The 14,404-nt window shown below is 43.9% G+C and carries 14 protein-coding genes; 3 read left to right on the forward strand and 11 right to left on the reverse strand.

The features are described 5' to 3' along the window. Positions 1-2: 2 nt before the first annotated feature. Genes F8C82_RS04420 through F8C82_RS04450 form a run of 7 tightly spaced genes read right to left on the reverse strand, consistent with a single transcriptional unit; the run spans position 3 to position 8,757 of the window. Complete coding sequence (locus F8C82_RS04420) at positions 3-1,907, reverse strand: RecQ family ATP-dependent DNA helicase (protein ID WP_151692342.1); 1,905 nt, start codon at positions 1,905-1,907, stop codon at positions 3-5. Further along, positions 1,904-2,428, reverse strand: a complete 525-nt coding sequence (locus tag F8C82_RS04425; RefSeq protein WP_151692343.1) for an AAA family ATPase — start codon at positions 2,426-2,428, stop codon at positions 1,904-1,906. Before F8C82_RS04425 ends, F8C82_RS04420 begins: the two co-directional genes overlap by 4 nt. Before the next feature lie 14 nt (positions 2,429-2,442). Further along, positions 2,443-3,777 (reverse strand): DUF58 domain-containing protein, encoded by a 1,335-nt coding sequence (locus F8C82_RS04430; protein ID WP_151692344.1) that lies wholly within the window; start codon positions 3,775-3,777, stop codon positions 2,443-2,445. Next, entirely contained in the window at positions 3,774-4,868 is a 1,095-nt protein-coding gene (locus F8C82_RS04435; RefSeq protein WP_151692345.1) for an AAA family ATPase, read from the reverse strand. The genes F8C82_RS04430 and F8C82_RS04435 overlap by 4 nt, the downstream gene beginning before the upstream one ends. Beyond that, positions 4,861-6,195, reverse strand: a complete 1,335-nt coding sequence (locus tag F8C82_RS04440; RefSeq protein ID WP_151692346.1) for a hypothetical protein — start codon at positions 6,193-6,195, stop codon at positions 4,861-4,863. The genes F8C82_RS04435 and F8C82_RS04440 overlap by 8 nt, the downstream gene beginning before the upstream one ends. Further along, entirely contained in the window at positions 6,192-6,866 is a 675-nt protein-coding gene (locus F8C82_RS04445) for a hypothetical protein (RefSeq protein WP_151692347.1), read from the reverse strand. The genes F8C82_RS04440 and F8C82_RS04445 overlap by 4 nt, the downstream gene beginning before the upstream one ends. Beyond that, positions 6,853-8,757: a stage II sporulation protein M gene (locus F8C82_RS04450; protein WP_151692348.1), complete on the reverse strand. Its 1,905-nt coding sequence runs from the start codon at positions 8,755-8,757 to the stop codon at positions 6,853-6,855. The genes F8C82_RS04445 and F8C82_RS04450 overlap by 14 nt, the downstream gene beginning before the upstream one ends. 81 nt (positions 8,758-8,838) lie before the next feature. Between F8C82_RS04450 and F8C82_RS04455 the strand changes: the two genes are divergently transcribed. Next, the gene (locus F8C82_RS04455; protein WP_151692349.1) at positions 8,839-9,576 is read left to right on the forward strand and encodes an RDD family protein; all 738 of its coding nucleotides are present in this window, start codon (positions 8,839-8,841) and stop codon (positions 9,574-9,576) included. Between the two features lies 1 nt (position 9,577). On the opposite strand, the gene F8C82_RS04460 is transcribed toward F8C82_RS04455, so the two are convergent. Then, positions 9,578-9,862 carry a DUF493 family protein gene (locus F8C82_RS04460; RefSeq protein WP_151692350.1) on the reverse strand — a complete coding sequence of 95 codons (285 nt, stop codon included), beginning with the start codon at positions 9,860-9,862 and terminating at the stop codon, positions 9,578-9,580. 66 nt (positions 9,863-9,928) lie between these two features. Here F8C82_RS04460 and F8C82_RS04465 point away from each other — a divergent pair, with 66 nt between their 5' ends. Then, positions 9,929-10,408, forward strand: coding sequence for an Mpo1 family 2-hydroxy fatty acid dioxygenase (locus F8C82_RS04465; protein ID WP_151692351.1), 480 nt, complete (start codon positions 9,929-9,931; stop codon positions 10,406-10,408). A 209-nt stretch (positions 10,409-10,617) separates the two neighbouring features. On the opposite strand, the gene F8C82_RS04470 is transcribed toward F8C82_RS04465, so the two are convergent. The 3 genes from F8C82_RS04470 to F8C82_RS04480 form a co-directional block, all read right to left on the reverse strand. Next, positions 10,618-11,730 (reverse strand): alkene reductase, encoded by a 1,113-nt coding sequence (locus tag F8C82_RS04470; RefSeq protein WP_151692352.1) that lies wholly within the window; start codon positions 11,728-11,730, stop codon positions 10,618-10,620. Between the two features lie 76 nt (positions 11,731-11,806). Further along, on the reverse strand, positions 11,807-12,790 hold the full coding sequence (locus F8C82_RS04475; RefSeq protein ID WP_223279440.1) for a polysaccharide deacetylase family protein: 984 nt from the start codon (positions 12,788-12,790) through the stop codon (positions 11,807-11,809). A 6-nt stretch (positions 12,791-12,796) separates the two neighbouring features. Beyond that, positions 12,797-13,456 carry an NAD(P)H-dependent oxidoreductase gene (locus tag F8C82_RS04480; protein ID WP_151692353.1) on the reverse strand — a complete coding sequence of 220 codons (660 nt, stop codon included), beginning with the start codon at positions 13,454-13,456 and terminating at the stop codon, positions 12,797-12,799. 89 nt (positions 13,457-13,545) lie between these two features. On the opposite strand from F8C82_RS04480, the gene F8C82_RS04485 reads away from it, so the two are divergent. Beyond that, a complete protein-coding gene (locus tag F8C82_RS04485; protein ID WP_151692354.1) occupies positions 13,546-14,394 on the forward strand; it encodes an AraC family transcriptional regulator in 849 nt (282 codons plus the stop codon). The last annotated feature ends 10 nt before the right edge of the window (positions 14,395-14,404 follow it).

Raw genomic sequence — 14,404 nt, forward strand, 5'->3', positions numbered from 1 at the left:
AGTTAACGGCTGTGAATTGAATAGTGTCCGTCGGGATTGCGCTTTATTTGCCCTTCGTCCATTAAGATGCTGAGGGCTTTTCGAATGTCACCAACACGGTAGGAATTGAGATTTTGCTCCAATTCTAACAAGGTGTAATCCGAAGTGCTTAATGCGGTGCGAATGGCTTCGTCTACTGGGATTTCAGGAGTTATATAGTCTTCACTTTTACAGCGGTCGCATTGTCCGCAACGAACAGGCTTTTCCCCGAAGTAGGCAAGAAGTACTCCAAATCGACATTCTCGTTCGTGAGAAGCAAAGTAGATCATGGCGTTCATCCGCTTGATGGCCTCTTCCTCTAACTTGACCAATTCTTTTCTTTGAATGGGCAAGTAGTTGCTCTCCATTCGTGCCATGGTCCATTCCAAACCCTGACCACTTGTTGCGGGCCTGTACTCAACCACCCGCATCCCATCTAGAGTTTTCAATTGCTGCACCACAGATACACCGGGGAGTTGAATTGCAGCCGACAAAGCTCGCTCGTCTATTCCTGTCGGCCCCGTTGTAATTCCGCCATACCACCGCAGCATTTGTCGGATAAGTGGCACAAAGCGAGGGTGCGTCACCTCAAATTCATACAATTCGCGTTGCGGCAGTATGATTTGTGCAGTACTCCTCGGTTTAAACCCTTCGGAAAGTCGAATGAGGCCATAGCGTTCTAACAGTAGTAATGCTTGAAACGCAGAGCGATGATCGAAGTCATATTTCTTAGAGAACCCTAGTATGTCTAGGCCTGTAAAAGTTCCTTCGCCGCTTCCAATGGGTATTTGAAGATGATTGGCAAGGGCAGTGTATACCCTACGTGCTAATTCAAGATCGGGCAATTGTGATTTTACCCTTTCAATTAGGCGCTGCTTTGAGTTAGGGGTAAGAAGCATGTAGGCATAAGCGGGCTTTCCATCTCTACCACCGCGCCCTGCTTCTTGGTAATACGCCTCTGGACCATCGGGAAGTTCAAGGTGGATAACCAATCGCACATCGGGTTTGTCAATGCCCATTCCAAAGGCATTGGTAGCAACCATCACACGTATGTCACCTGCCATCCATTGGGCCTGACGAATATCTCTATCCTGACGCTCCAGTCCGGCGTGATACGATACCGCAGATACTCCCATGGCTGCTAATCGCGTAGCAAGGTGGGTTGTTTGGTTTCTGCTTCGAATGTAAATAATCGCAGACCCTGGAATTTCTGAAAGGATATCCAAGATACGCTGCTCTGGACCTTCCGTATGCTCTACCCTAAAAATCAGGTTTGGGCGGAAGAAGGTTTTCTTGTGTACCGATGGATGGACGAGCTGTAATTTCCCTTTCAAGTCCTCTATTACTGCGGGAGTGGCCGATGCCGTAAGAGCGATGAATGGAGCCCCGTTCACAAAAGGACGTATTTCAGCAATTTCTAAGTAGGGCGGTCTGAAGTCATAGCCCCATTGCGAAACACAGTGCGCTTCATCAATGGCTACCAAATTGACGTTCATTCGCTTGATGCGTTCTCGTACAATCTCGCTTTTCAATCGTTCTGGAGAGAGGTAAAGAAACTTGACATCACCAAAAACCACATTGTCCAGAATACGGTCAATATCACGATAGGACATTCCACTGAGGAGGGCAACCGCGTCAATCCCACGTTGGTTGAGCTGTTGGACCTGATCCTTCATTAGTGCAATGAGCGGAGAGACCACAATACACACTCCATCACGAGCAAGGGCTGGGACTTGATAACACAGACTTTTACCGCCTCCTGTGGGAAGCAGAGCAATGACATCTTTTCGGTCTAGTACATCGCGAATAATCTCCTCTTGGCCCGGACGAAAGCTATCGTATCCAAAAAAGGATTTTAGCGTTTCGTGTATGTTTCTTCCGTTGCTCAAATCTGTTCAAGTAGCCAATCCGTTCGTTCACTTAGCGACGCCTTTGGGATTTCAATAACGCGGTATCCATAGTCTTCGTAAGTATGACACAAAATTTCGTGAATTCTAATGAGTTTCTCTAGGGTTTCACGTCGCTCATTGTCTTGTTGGTAGATCTCTTCCCAAGGTGGAGTGATGAATACGCGTTCGTGGTACCGGTGTATTTTGGCCAATTGATCCCACTCAGGCTTAACGGGAAGATGGTCAACGTGCTGATAAGCAATAGAATCTATAATGGTTCGATCGTAAAAAGACGTAATGCGATCTTGGGCGCTGTGGTATTGGGTAAGTCGACCTTCGATCACCTTTTCCGTAAAAGCAGGTAGGTTGTCCCAGGGTAGCACATCGGAGTTGTTCTCCAGAGAATGTTTGATTACCTCTCTGGAATACTCGTGAAAGCAAGTGTGTCCGCGTTGTTCGAGTTCCTGAATAATACTGGTTTTACCTGTACCAGGACCTCCGCTAATACCAATTCGAATCATGGGCGCAAATGTACCTAAATCAGTCCTCTTGCCTTAAATTCAAGATACTTGTTTAGTGTATCAATGGTCAATTCATCCGGACGAGAAATCAAAGTGTGTATTCCCGCTTGATTCAATTCCTGAACGAGAATGGTTTTGTCTATTTCCATTTTCGAGGCAGCGGTCTTGCGGTAGATGTCTAGCGTATTTTGCGCAAACTCGTGGGCATAGTCTTCTAATTCCGTGTTTTTGAAGAACACCACAACAAGGAGGTGTCTCTTTCGCATGCGGATCAACTCTGGCAAAACGCGGTTGAGTTGATTTCGTGTTTCAATGTTTGTGAAGACGAAGAGGAGGGAACGCGTTCTTGCCAAACTGTTCATCACCTTGTACATCAGCTTGAAGTTGGATTCATGCTGACCAGGCTTTTCCTTGTACAATGATTCGAGAATCGTAGGAAGTTGCTTTGGATTCGATGAAGCCTTTAGCATGGTATCAATGCCCTTTTCAAAGGTCACCAACCCGATTCTATCCCTCTTTTGCAAACTCACGTTAGAGATCACAAGAGCCGTGTTAATGGCGTAATCCAAGAGACTCATGCCATTGAACGGGAGTAGCATTTGTCGCGACTTATCAATCAGAACATACACTGGCTGCGATTGCTCGTCTGTGTATTGATTCACCATGAGTTCATTTAAACGACTCGTCGCTTTCCAATTGATACTGCGGTAATCGTCGCCCTCAACATACGTCTTGATCTGTTCAAACTCATAGTTGTGTCCAATGCGACGCGTTTTACTTCTACCAAAATCGCGCTGTAGCTTTTCTATACTGGCGAGCTGGAAGCGTTTCATTTGAATGATAGATGGGTATACCCGCATTTCACTGGCGGTTTTGCATCGTATGCGACGTTCTGCTAAACCCCATGGAGATTGAAGAAACACCATGGTATCTCCAAACTCAAAAGCACCTCTCGATTTTGGCGTGATTTCGTATTCTGCGCGAAAGGATTCCGTAGACTTTGCCGAACCGTAAATTCGAAAATCACGGTTTTGAAGCTGAAAGGGGAGTTCTTCAATGATATAGAAGTTGATCTTTCGGGCGGTGTTGTTGAATATTTTCAACACAATTTGGTTAGAATCGCCCAAGCTGAGGATTTTTGCGGCACTTCGCTCCGCAGAAATACTTCCTCTTCCAAACAGTAGCAAACTGTCATACAGCAAGGCTAGCACAAAACCGAGGACACCTATAATACCCAGTAGGAATAGGAAATCCCAAATGAATCCCAAGATAAAAATGAGAATCAAGGCCCCTATGAACCAAAAGGTTTTAGGATGGATATAATAGGATCGAATTCGGATTTTTCTCATCGAGGAGTTTCAGTCTTTTCAATGATATCTCTTAGCACATCTTCTAGTGTAACTCCTTCCATTTCGCGTTCTGGTGTGAGTGCCAAACGGTGGTTGAGAACAGGGTAGAGGACGAATTGAATGTCGTCTGGTGAAACGAAATCTCTGCCGTTGATAGCAGCAACCGCTTTGGCCGTTTTCATAATAGCAAGCGAAGCCCTCGGACTCGCACCCAGGTATAAATCAGGATGGTTGCGCGTAAGTTGAATAATCTGAGCAATGTACTTTCTCAGGCTAGGTTCCACGTTTACGTTTTCCACTAATTCGCGATATTCCTCAATATCCTTATTGGAAAGGACGGCATTGATGGAAGATAGATCATGCGAACTCACGCTACCTGAGAAGCGGTCCAACATCTGAATTTCCTCAAGTTCACTTGGGTAATCGAGCAGAATACGGAAAAGGAAGCGGTCCATTTGCGCTTCGGGTAACTTGTAAGTTCCCTCTTGTTCCAATGGGTTCTGAGTGGCTAATACCATGAATGGTGTTTTCATGGGGTAGGTAGTCCCATCTACTGTAACCTGCGTTTCTTCCATCACCTCAAATAGCGCAGATTGTGTCTTCGCAGGAGCGCGGTTGATCTCATCAATCAATACAAACTGTGAGAAAATAGGGCCTTTCTTGAACTTGAATTCAGCCTCTTTCATCATGTACACATTGGTACCAATCACATCGGTTGGCATCAAATCAGGTGTAAATTGAATACGCGAAAAATCCAAACTTGTCACTTTGGCAAGAAGCTTAGAGGTTAGCGTTTTTGCAATCCCTGGTACACCTTCTACGAGTGCATGACCTTCACTCAACATGGCGATGAAGAGCAAATCGATGAATTTATCTTGGCCAATCACCAACTTGTGAATTTCAGCTCTCGCCTCATTCAGCTTTTTGTTCATGCCCGTCAACTTGTTCTCGTGAGCACTATAGGAAGTTGTAGGTACTTCCGTAAGTGGCGAAGACATTGATTCCGCAGAACCCCCAGTGGGATTTGGCGTTACAGCATCATCTTTTGGAGTTTCCGCTCCTGATGGTTGGATATTCTCATTTTCAGACATGACTGTAGATGTATCTTGTTATTGAATAAATTTTTGACAGATCTTCGGTTGTTACCTCATGAGTCATCGTCTCACACTTGTGGTGGAGATAGAACAAGGTTTCAATCCGATCGGCTTGATTGGGAAGCATTCCAATGAGATGGGATTTAAATTCCGCATCCATACTTCCATTGTTTCTAAATCTTCGCTTGGCCCAAATGCGGAACTGACGGTACATCTCTAGTCCGAGTTCCCCATGTTTGTTTGCCCCTGCAGTTTTGAATTTCAAGGTTCCCAAACTCTTGGCAAATTCCAAACTTTGATTGGTTCTTCCCTTAATAACAGGCACAATGCGCTCTTTTCGCTGTGTTCGGAAGAGAATAAAGAGCAACAGAGATACCAATAACAGATACCAAGCCCACCGAAGAGTAGGGAATGACAGTATGAAATGCAAAGGCGATTGACCCAGTGTTGAGTTGTTCTGATTGTCTGACTCAAATGATGGATAGTAAACGTCGGTTACTAACATCTCCACTGGCCAAGATTGCACATATTGAGAAGCAAACTCAAAGTTCTCTGTATTGGATAATGCATAATTGGTAAAAATGGCCGGAATCAATGCAATGTGAATCCGTCCCTTTTCACGGGGGATATCAAAAGATGTAACACTGGAAGTTTGTCCCTTCACATGAGAAGTGACAATGGCAGTTGGAAACAGGGTATCTAGCACGCTCTTGTGAATGTACCCCTCATGCCATTCTTCTCGTCGGATGGTATCATTGCGAACCGCATAGCTGAATGTAGCCGAAACATCTGTGTCAACCAGTTGTAGAGTCACATTGTCTGATGGAATTCTATGGTTGTACAACCGCTGAGCTATTGCATTCACTTGATTGAGAAGTCTTGAGCTATCCAAGGAAGTGGGATAGTATAGATTCTCACGTGTCAGTAGGGTAGTGTCTCCGTACAATATGAATCTCCAGAGCAGGATGTCATTTAATCCGTTTGAGAGATTTGCATAATGTGCTCCAGCGCGAACCAGACTATCCAAATCCTTCATGTGCTCATAAGAAGGGTACGGATAATCGTCGTGATAATAAACCAACGTCCCACCAATGTTTGAGCTGTCAATAGGCCATTCAGCAACCGGGGAACTCTCACTCACAGTAGTGTCGCTACGGCGCTCTACCAGTTTTTGGAACAAGTCATTGGAATAAGGCTGCTTGTCCATATAGCCTGGATAACTCCAACTGTGCTCCAAGCTCGTGTAGAAGGAATACAACATCGCCCCTGTGGCGATAATGATGATTGCGACGATGGATACTACGATTACCGATGATTTCTTCATGATTTCAAACGGTTTACGCGGTTGAACCAAATGTCGAAATTGGCTGCATTGATTTCCTTGTATCCATACCAAACACGGTCGAATACTACTACAATGTCGAAGTACTGACGGCGTACCTCTGCATCACTGATCTCGTACAAATACTGTCCGTTGGTTTTATAGGGAACCCAAGAGATATGCTTGGCTTCGTGCAATGCACGCAAAAGCTCTAGGAAGTGAAGATGTACCAATAAACGGTAGTCTTCTGATCGCTCTGCATTTCGGATTAAATCATCCAGACTTACATTCAGCAAGTCTTTTTCGGCGTGTTCTACTGAGGTTGCCGCTTGTAACTCTTTCGTCGCAAGGTTTTTACCGGAGTTTTGATATCTCCAAATGAGGTATCCGATGATGCCAAACACCAAGACAATAATCAGAAGGGTCGTAAATAAGCCGCTAGACTCATCTTCGCCTTGAGTTAGAGTTTGACTCTCAAAATCCTCTTCCTTCAATTCATCAATGGGGTGGAATTGAGCTCTACCTACCGTGGTGTCTTCAGGCAGATCAGAAATTTCTTTGCTGTAATCGTACTCTTCCAGTTGTTGGGCATAGAACGAGCTGTCTAAACCCGTATTACTGGAGAATAGCTGAAAAGAGAGAAGTAGAAAAAGTAAAAAGCTAGATCGTTTCATCAATGCCGTATCGCTTTTTACGTGGTTGAATATTCGAGATCTGACTTCTCAGTTCATCGGCTCTTCTCGATTCTAAAACCGTGTTGGCAATCAGGGCGTATCCAATTTGGGCTAATGCAAACAGTACGCTAATGGTCACAAAGGAAATGAAGAATCGAATGGCTGACGTAATGGTTGGATCTCCAACGTTATCGATGCTAATAAAGGTGTTCATGAAGTAGATCAGTACTCCTAGAAGCGAACCTTGAACAAGTACAGCAAGCAGGAGTGAGGCGAGGGCTACAGACCCTACCCAAACTATTGACATGCTGAAGTTTGAGAAGTATAACTTAAACGACTTAAAGAAGGCATTGAAGTAGGTGATGTTGTCTTTTATTGATACTTGGAATGCGACGCCAGCTACCGGAAGGAGGAGAACGTATTGCAAGATTAAAAAGGCTGGTGCGAGAGTGTATCCCGAAAGAACGATGGTGAGTAGAATAAAGTGACTGACCGCCTTTTTTGCCAGTTGTGCCAAGGGAATATCATTGAATCTCGCTACCACAATACTTTGAATCAATGCAAGTGGAGCAGAGAGAAGTAGTCCGAAGTAGATGGGACTCGTGTTGAAGTCGGAAAGGGCTTGAAGTTGAAGGAAGTTATTCAAACCAACTGCTGCGGCTGAGGCAAAATCAAATGCGATCAAACCCCTAGTACCTGTTTCTTGCCAATCGATATGATGAACGAGCCATTCACTTTGCCAGAATAACCCAGCGGTGATAAGCGTGATGATCGTGAACATGGCAGGAGCGAAAGAAACAAAGAAGCGCTGCGTTTTTATCACCGCATTTTGAATCACTTCTCCAATGTTCAATATTCCGGTTTCTTTTAATTGATAAGAGATAGAGGCCGCATCTTCATCTGGGCCACGTTCTAAGCGACCATGAATTTTACCATAGCGATAGGGCATGTAGATGAAGTAACCGAAAATAATCGCAGCATTGGCGAGAATGAATGTGAAGCGAATCCACTGAGCCATGTCGTCGTGACGAGTGATGTACGATTCCACGAAGGCCGCGAAGATGATAAAAGGCATGATAGCCAAGGCAATCTTCATCCCTCGGTAGAATTGCAATCGGAGAGACAATAAACGCGAATAGTTGCCAGGAAACAAGTAACCTGAACCCAGCATCAACCCCGCACCGCCGCCAATAATGATGCACGAAATCTCAACCGTACCGTGTTGCCAAATGGTTAGGAAACTCTCCCAAAGTAGACCTCTTTGATAGAAGAAATACTGGAAGACACCCAACATAACGCCGTTGCTGATCAAGGCTCCGATGGTGCCTAGACCAAAGAATATCCCAAGTAGAAAAGCGAAAGTCATTACCCTGAGGTTGTTCATGGCAATGCGTTTAAACATCGACCAAGAATCTGCCGACTTATATACGGCCATAGGATCCCCTTTCTCGATGTTCTGCTCGGTCATGTTCACATACCCTTCCGAGAGTATATCATTGGCAAAGGAAGCATCTTGAGATAAAGAGAATGCGCCAATGATCATGGCGACACAGAAGATAATAAAGGAGAGTAGGAATGCCTTTCTACCGTGATATAGGATAGAAGGGATGTCCTTTATCCAAAAGCGCTTTACGGAATTGTCTTCGTCAGTTTCGCTGTACCGAAATACTACCCGATACACATCAGACACCAATGAATTGAGATAGACGCGAACCGATCTTTTGGAGTAAAACGTCTGGGCATAGCTCAAATCATCGGTCAGTCGCATGTACTTCTCGCCAATATCTGAATTGGAATCGGAAGTAAAGCGACCACGTTTGAGAGTGCGAAGCGATTTTTCAATGGGCGCCCATGTGCGAGCGTTATCCTTTATAAACTGACTTTCTTTCATGAGAGGAGAGCTAAAATAGAAATAAGATCTAATCTTCTTCTAGATTTTTAAAGAGTCTTTTTTTCATACTTTCACGAACGCATGAAAACGGTAGATATTCAAACGCCGCAAAACGTGACCCTAGAGCTTCAATTGGCAAGCTTTGGAATGCGCCTAGCGGCTTTCGCTCTCGATCAAACCATCTTTTGGTTGACTATTGGACTTCTTTCATTATTGGGCATGTGGTTCTTTCCCTATGCCTCAAATACGGTGGAAGAGATTTACATATGGTTGATTGTGATGCCATTTTACATCTTTTACTCGGCCATATTCGAATTGGCATGGGCTGGGAGAACCCCCGGAAAGCGCATTCTGGGCATTCGTGCCATCCGTTTGGATGGTGGTAGAGTGAAACTAGATGAGGTTCTTTCGCGTTGGTTTATGCGCATTTTTGACATCCTCCTTACTTCTGGTGCGCTTGCCAGTGTTTTGATACTATCAGGTAAATACTCTCAGCGTTTGGGTGATGTATTGGGCGGAACCATTGTGGTTCGCGATCGAATGGAACGCAATGTGACACTGAAGCATATCCTCAATTTGGAGACTACAGAGAACTATGAACCGGTGTTCCCGAATGCTCGCTTATTGTCAGAAGAAGAAGCGCTGTTAATCAAGCAAACGGTTCTGCGGGTAGAGAGAAATCCAACAAGTGGTCACGAACAGGCTGTAAAGGAACTTGTCGCCAAGTTAGAAGAGGTGTTGGGTATTACGAAAGGAAAAGAAAAAAGCACCGACTTTTTACGGAAGGTGCTTAAAGATTATATCGTGATGACGCGATAAACTAGAGGGACATTAACCCTTCTATGCCTTCAGCTTGCTTGTATCGGTCAATGACACTTTCCGGTGAAATCATCATTTCAACCGCAGTGATGCTGACGAAATTCCCATTCTTACTCGTACGAGTGGTCACCTGAGATTCTTTTGTATCGAACAGGGCTTCAACCTGAGCTACCTTTTGGTTATCCGCAGGTACAATGAATTTGTACATGTATAGCGTTGGCCATGTTTCCATTTCGTCGAGCTTCTGACGAAGGGATTCTAGTTTCTTATTTAAATCGTCCGACATGATTCGGTTTTCTTTTGTGGATTGCAAATGTCCGAAGAATGCTCGAACTTCCCTAAAAACTGTATCATGAGAAGTCTCGATTCTTGGTTTGACGAATACGGTGAAAGTCACCAAAACCCGCTAAATAAGTTGATCCACTGGATTTGTGTCCCCAGTATCTTCTTTTCCATCTTCGCTTTGGTGGCCAGCATACCCAACGAATTACTGCTTCAATTGTTCCCTGAATCCTTGCATGGCATAGCCCATTGGGGAACCGTTCTTCTGTTTTTTGTCTTAGCCTTCTACTATGCTCACAGCATACCCATGGGAATTGGAATGACGCTGTTCAGTGTGGTGTGTTATATCGGTTTGTACGGTTTGCAGCTTCTTCCGATGTCGGTTTGGAGTATGGCACTGATCATTTTTGCCGCTGCTTGGGTTGGACAATTCTATGGTCACAGTATAGAAGGGAAGAAACCGAGTTTCTTTAAAGACCTTCAGTTCTTGCTTATTGGTCCCGCGTGGTTGATGGGCTTTTTGTTTAGAGCGATGGGGGTGAGGTATTAGTTGATGATTGTTTGTGGTAGGCGAAAGGGAACACTACAAGGCGGGAGTGATTTATTCAGATAGGTGTTTGTGATTTGTTCTACCACAAATAGCCTGATGTATACCTGCTGTTTTGATTTACTACGAGCGTGTAAAATGAAATCAACCAATGCTTTTGATCATCCCTGTAGAATCAGACAGTAGCTCTCTTCAACGATTACGTCTATTAATTAGTCTTTTGTTAGAAATGGATAGTCGGTGTAGCCTCTTGCAGTTCCACCGCCAAATAGTGTATGCGAATCGCTGATTTCGTTCATTTTAGCGTCTAATTTTACACGCTCTGGATAGTCTGGATTGGTTAGGAATTTTCGTCCGAAACCGATTATATCAACCCAATTGTTTTGCAATAAGTGCTCACCCTGATCTGGCGTTTTGTTTCCTGTGGCGATGATGGTGTTGCTAAAAGTCTTTCTCAATTCGATTCTAAATTCATCTGGAATTTCTGGAGCATCATCCCAATCGGCCTCACTCAAATGAATGTAAACCACTCCGATCTTCTCAAGTGCCTTTGCGGTAAGCATAATGGTATCCAGAATTTCGGGATCTGCCATATCCTTGAAACTGATGAATGGTGATAATCGAATTCCTACATTCCTACTTCCAACCTCATCCACAACGGCTTGTGTGATTTCAGTGAGCAAGCGAATTCGGTTCTCCATGCTGCCACCATATTTGTCCGTTCGCCGATTGGAATTACTGCGCAAGAATTGATCGATGAGGTAGCCATTAGCTCCATGAATTTCAACACCGTCAAATCCGGCTTTCATCGCATTTTTTGCACCTTGAGCAAATTCTTTAATAACGCGATCAATGTCCTTTTGCGTCATTTCACGCGGTTCTTCAACGGGTGTGAAAGTGGCATCACCATTAGGGGCTCCGTCAAAGACGTACACTTTGGTTTCCTTGGCGGTAATGGGAGAGGGAGCGATGGGTTGTAATCCGTTTACCTTAGAGGAACTCACTCGGCCAACATGCCATAGTTGCAAGAAGATTTCACTTCCTTTTGCATGTACTTCTTCTGTGGTCAATTTCCAGCCTTTTATTTGTTCTGGGGTATAGATACCGGGAGTTCTAGCATATCCTTTTCCTTGCAAAGAGACTTGCGTAGCTTCTGTAATGATAAGGCCTGCTGAAGCTCTTTGACCGTAATATGTTGCCATCAGTTTGTTGGGAACATCGCCTGGTTGGTCACTTCTTGAACGGGTCATTGGAGCCATTAGAAAACGGTTCTTCAATGCTCTACCATTCATAGTATAGGGCTGAAATAGTCGTGTATGCTTCATGGTGTGTGATTTCCATATTGGTTAAATCTTGGTGCAATACTCGGTTTTCGCCAAAGTGATGACCCCGATTTTTAGTTTACTGATTGAATTCTCTTTCTGAATGGTCGATCGGTGTATTCGGATCGTCTTTTATCAATTCGGCAATTTCATCTTTTCGCATAAACACTACACCTTCGTGTTGTTTCGCGTATTCGATAAATTGATCCACAACGTGTACAATACTCGGTGCTCCACCGATTCTATCATGGAGGCTAACACTCATCATTCGTCGTTGTGAGGCACCTTCGGAATACAACTGGTCGAATTCAGCTTTCAATTGCGCTAAAAATTGATCGGGACTCCAGTTTTTTCCCTCTATGTTCACAATGTCATTATTGCGTAGAGTATAGGGAATAACCACAAATGGCTCACCTCGTACCATTCGTATAAACGGCTCATCCCGACTCAAATCATCAATGTGATATAGAAAGTTAAGATCTTGAAGAACTTTTAGTGTGTTTGGTCCTCTGCGTAACCAGTTGGCGTTATAGCCTCTACCTCGTTGTCCGGTAATTGCTTCAACGGTGTCAATTCCCTCTTTGATGAATTGGAGTTCATCTTCATAGCTCATATTCCACTGATCGCTCCAAGAGATGCCATGTGCAGCGATTTCATGTCCACCAGCAGCTATGGCATTGGCTACTTCGGGATATTTTATAGCTGCTTCACCAACAACGTGAGAGGTTACATGAATCCCATGTTTTTTCCAAAGATTCAACATTCTGTTAACACCCTCTTTGGCACCGTAACGGAACCAGCTATTAGCCGGCATATCTGGATTTCCGGCGGTTAAAGGGTTTCCCGAAAATGGACTTTCAGCACCTTCTGGTTGACCTCCTGTTTCAAATTGCATGGAAAAGGAAATAACTAGCTGGGCGCCATTTGGCCAGTGGCTATTTGTTCCATTCAATTCTGATGATGGATGGGGTGCCATTGCTGTATCCGACTTAGGTGTTTGACAGGAACTGAAGATGAAAACTAACGCAAGGAGCGTGTTAGGTATGACTCTAGAACTTTTCATGACCGACTATTTAAAGGTTACGAAGTCGCTTATGTTTCTTCTGGTTTTGGGTCTGGGCTCATTCACTCGGTAACCAAATGCAACCATATAGGATATACCATACAGGGATGTATCAATTCCGAGATCTTCCTTGAGAATTGTATTGCTGATTTCCTGATTGAAACCTTCAATAGGACAGGAGTCGATGCCAATCATTGCCGCACTTGTCATCATGTTGCCCAATGGTATGTAGCATTGCTTGGCGGCCCAATCAAACAGCTTTCTCTCGTCGGTCAAATTGAAATCACTTTTTTGAAATACCTCATACATTTTGCCTTTGCTTTCAATTACATTTTCGGGTAGTTTCTGTACATCCCTCATGAAATTCTCAATGTATTCGCTGTCGTATTTCATGAGGGGAAATTTCATGGTGAGACAAATCACAAAATGACTGGCTGTATCCAACTTGGCAGTTGCACCCCATGCTTGTTCCTTTAATTTTTTGCGAAGACCTCGATCTTGAACTACCACAAAATGCCATGGTTCAAAACCAAAGGAACTGGGCGATAACTGCGCCGTTTGAAGAATGAATTGCATATCGGAATCGCTGATTTTCTTCTCCGTATCGAATAGTTTACACGCGTGTCTAAATATGTATGCGTTGAGTATTTTTTCTTTTTCTATCATCGTTTAGATTTTTACTTGGACCAAGATAGAGTAGAGAATGAGGGATGTTGTTGTATAAATCCATTGTATAATTGTATAAATCAACCCCAATGGCAAAGCGATTTTACATTACAAAGGATATTGATGTCCTTGAGTTTGAAGCCGTGAACGATTGGGGCTATCCCCGCCACAAGCATCACTTCTTTGAATTGACCTTTGTCTTGAAAGGAAACGGACAACATCTGTTGAATGAGAGCATTGTGGATTATAAGGCGGGTGATCTTTTCTTTCTGACTCCCAAAGACGAACACGAATTCGTTATATCCGAACCGACAACATTTGGAATTATCAAGTTTACCGAACAACTCTTTATTGAAAAGGCATCTTTCACTACCAGTACGTACTGGCGAAAGAATCTGGAATCGGTAATTTTCCACTCTAATGTCATTGCGAAAAGCGTCATTCGAAATGAAATGGATCGCAAGCAGCTCTATGGATTGTATTATCTCATTCGAGATGAACTCGAGAATCCAGAAACGTATGGTAGAAATGTGATAACCGAACTGTTCGGAGCAATTTTGATAGTCTTATCTAGAAATTTGAAGACATCATTTAAGGATAAACCGGTACAGAACCTATCACATACGGATCGAGTAGAAGCGATACTTGCTTATGTTCGACAGAATGTATTGAAGAAGGATAGGGTAAAGGTCAAAGTGATTGCTGAAAACTTCTATCTATCGCCTAATTATGTGGGGATCTACATCAAAAAGCACTTGGGAATATCACTCCAGCAGTACATCGTGGAGACCAAAGTGAAAATGGCAGAAAGCCTATTGAAGCAAAGTAATTTGAGCATCAAGGAGATTGCAAACAAGTTAGGCTTCACTGACGCTGCTCATTTCAATCGAATTTTTCGAAAGTACACAGGGAAGGCGCCAAGTGAATATGGTGCCTGAAGCCCGATGA

Source organism: Phaeocystidibacter marisrubri (assembly GCF_008933165.1).
Taxonomy (GTDB): Bacteria; Bacteroidota; Bacteroidia; order Flavobacteriales; family Schleiferiaceae; genus Phaeocystidibacter; species Phaeocystidibacter marisrubri.

Excerpts from the sequence above, each read along its gene's own strand:
- F8C82_RS04425 (WP_151692343.1), bottom strand. The coding sequence starts at position 2,428 with ATGATTCGAATTGGTATTAGCGGAGGTCCTGGTACAGGTAAAACCAGT.
- F8C82_RS04430 (WP_151692344.1), bottom strand. The coding sequence starts at position 3,777 with ATGAGAAAAATCCGAATTCGATCCTATTATATCCATCCTAAAACCTTT.
- F8C82_RS04435 (WP_151692345.1), bottom strand. The coding sequence starts at position 4,868 with ATGTCTGAAAATGAGAATATCCAACCATCAGGAGCGGAAACTCCAAAA.
- F8C82_RS04440 (WP_151692346.1), bottom strand. The coding sequence starts at position 6,195 with ATGAAGAAATCATCGGTAATCGTAGTATCCATCGTCGCAATCATCATT.
- F8C82_RS04445 (WP_151692347.1), bottom strand. The coding sequence starts at position 6,866 with ATGAAACGATCTAGCTTTTTACTTTTTCTACTTCTCTCTTTTCAGCTA.
- F8C82_RS04450 (WP_151692348.1), bottom strand. The coding sequence starts at position 8,757 with ATGAAAGAAAGTCAGTTTATAAAGGATAACGCTCGCACATGGGCGCCC.
- F8C82_RS04455 (WP_151692349.1), top strand. The coding sequence starts at position 8,839 with ATGAAAACGGTAGATATTCAAACGCCGCAAAACGTGACCCTAGAGCTT.
- F8C82_RS04460 (WP_151692350.1), bottom strand. The coding sequence starts at position 9,862 with ATGTCGGACGATTTAAATAAGAAACTAGAATCCCTTCGTCAGAAGCTC.
- F8C82_RS04465 (WP_151692351.1), top strand. The coding sequence starts at position 9,929 with ATGAGAAGTCTCGATTCTTGGTTTGACGAATACGGTGAAAGTCACCAA.
- F8C82_RS04470 (WP_151692352.1), bottom strand. The coding sequence starts at position 11,730 with ATGAAGCATACACGACTATTTCAGCCCTATACTATGAATGGTAGAGCA.
- F8C82_RS04475 (WP_223279440.1), bottom strand. The coding sequence starts at position 12,790 with ATGAAAAGTTCTAGAGTCATACCTAACACGCTCCTTGCGTTAGTTTTC.
- F8C82_RS04480 (WP_151692353.1), bottom strand. The coding sequence starts at position 13,456 with ATGATAGAAAAAGAAAAAATACTCAACGCATACATATTTAGACACGCG.
- F8C82_RS04485 (WP_151692354.1), top strand. The coding sequence starts at position 13,546 with ATGGCAAAGCGATTTTACATTACAAAGGATATTGATGTCCTTGAGTTT.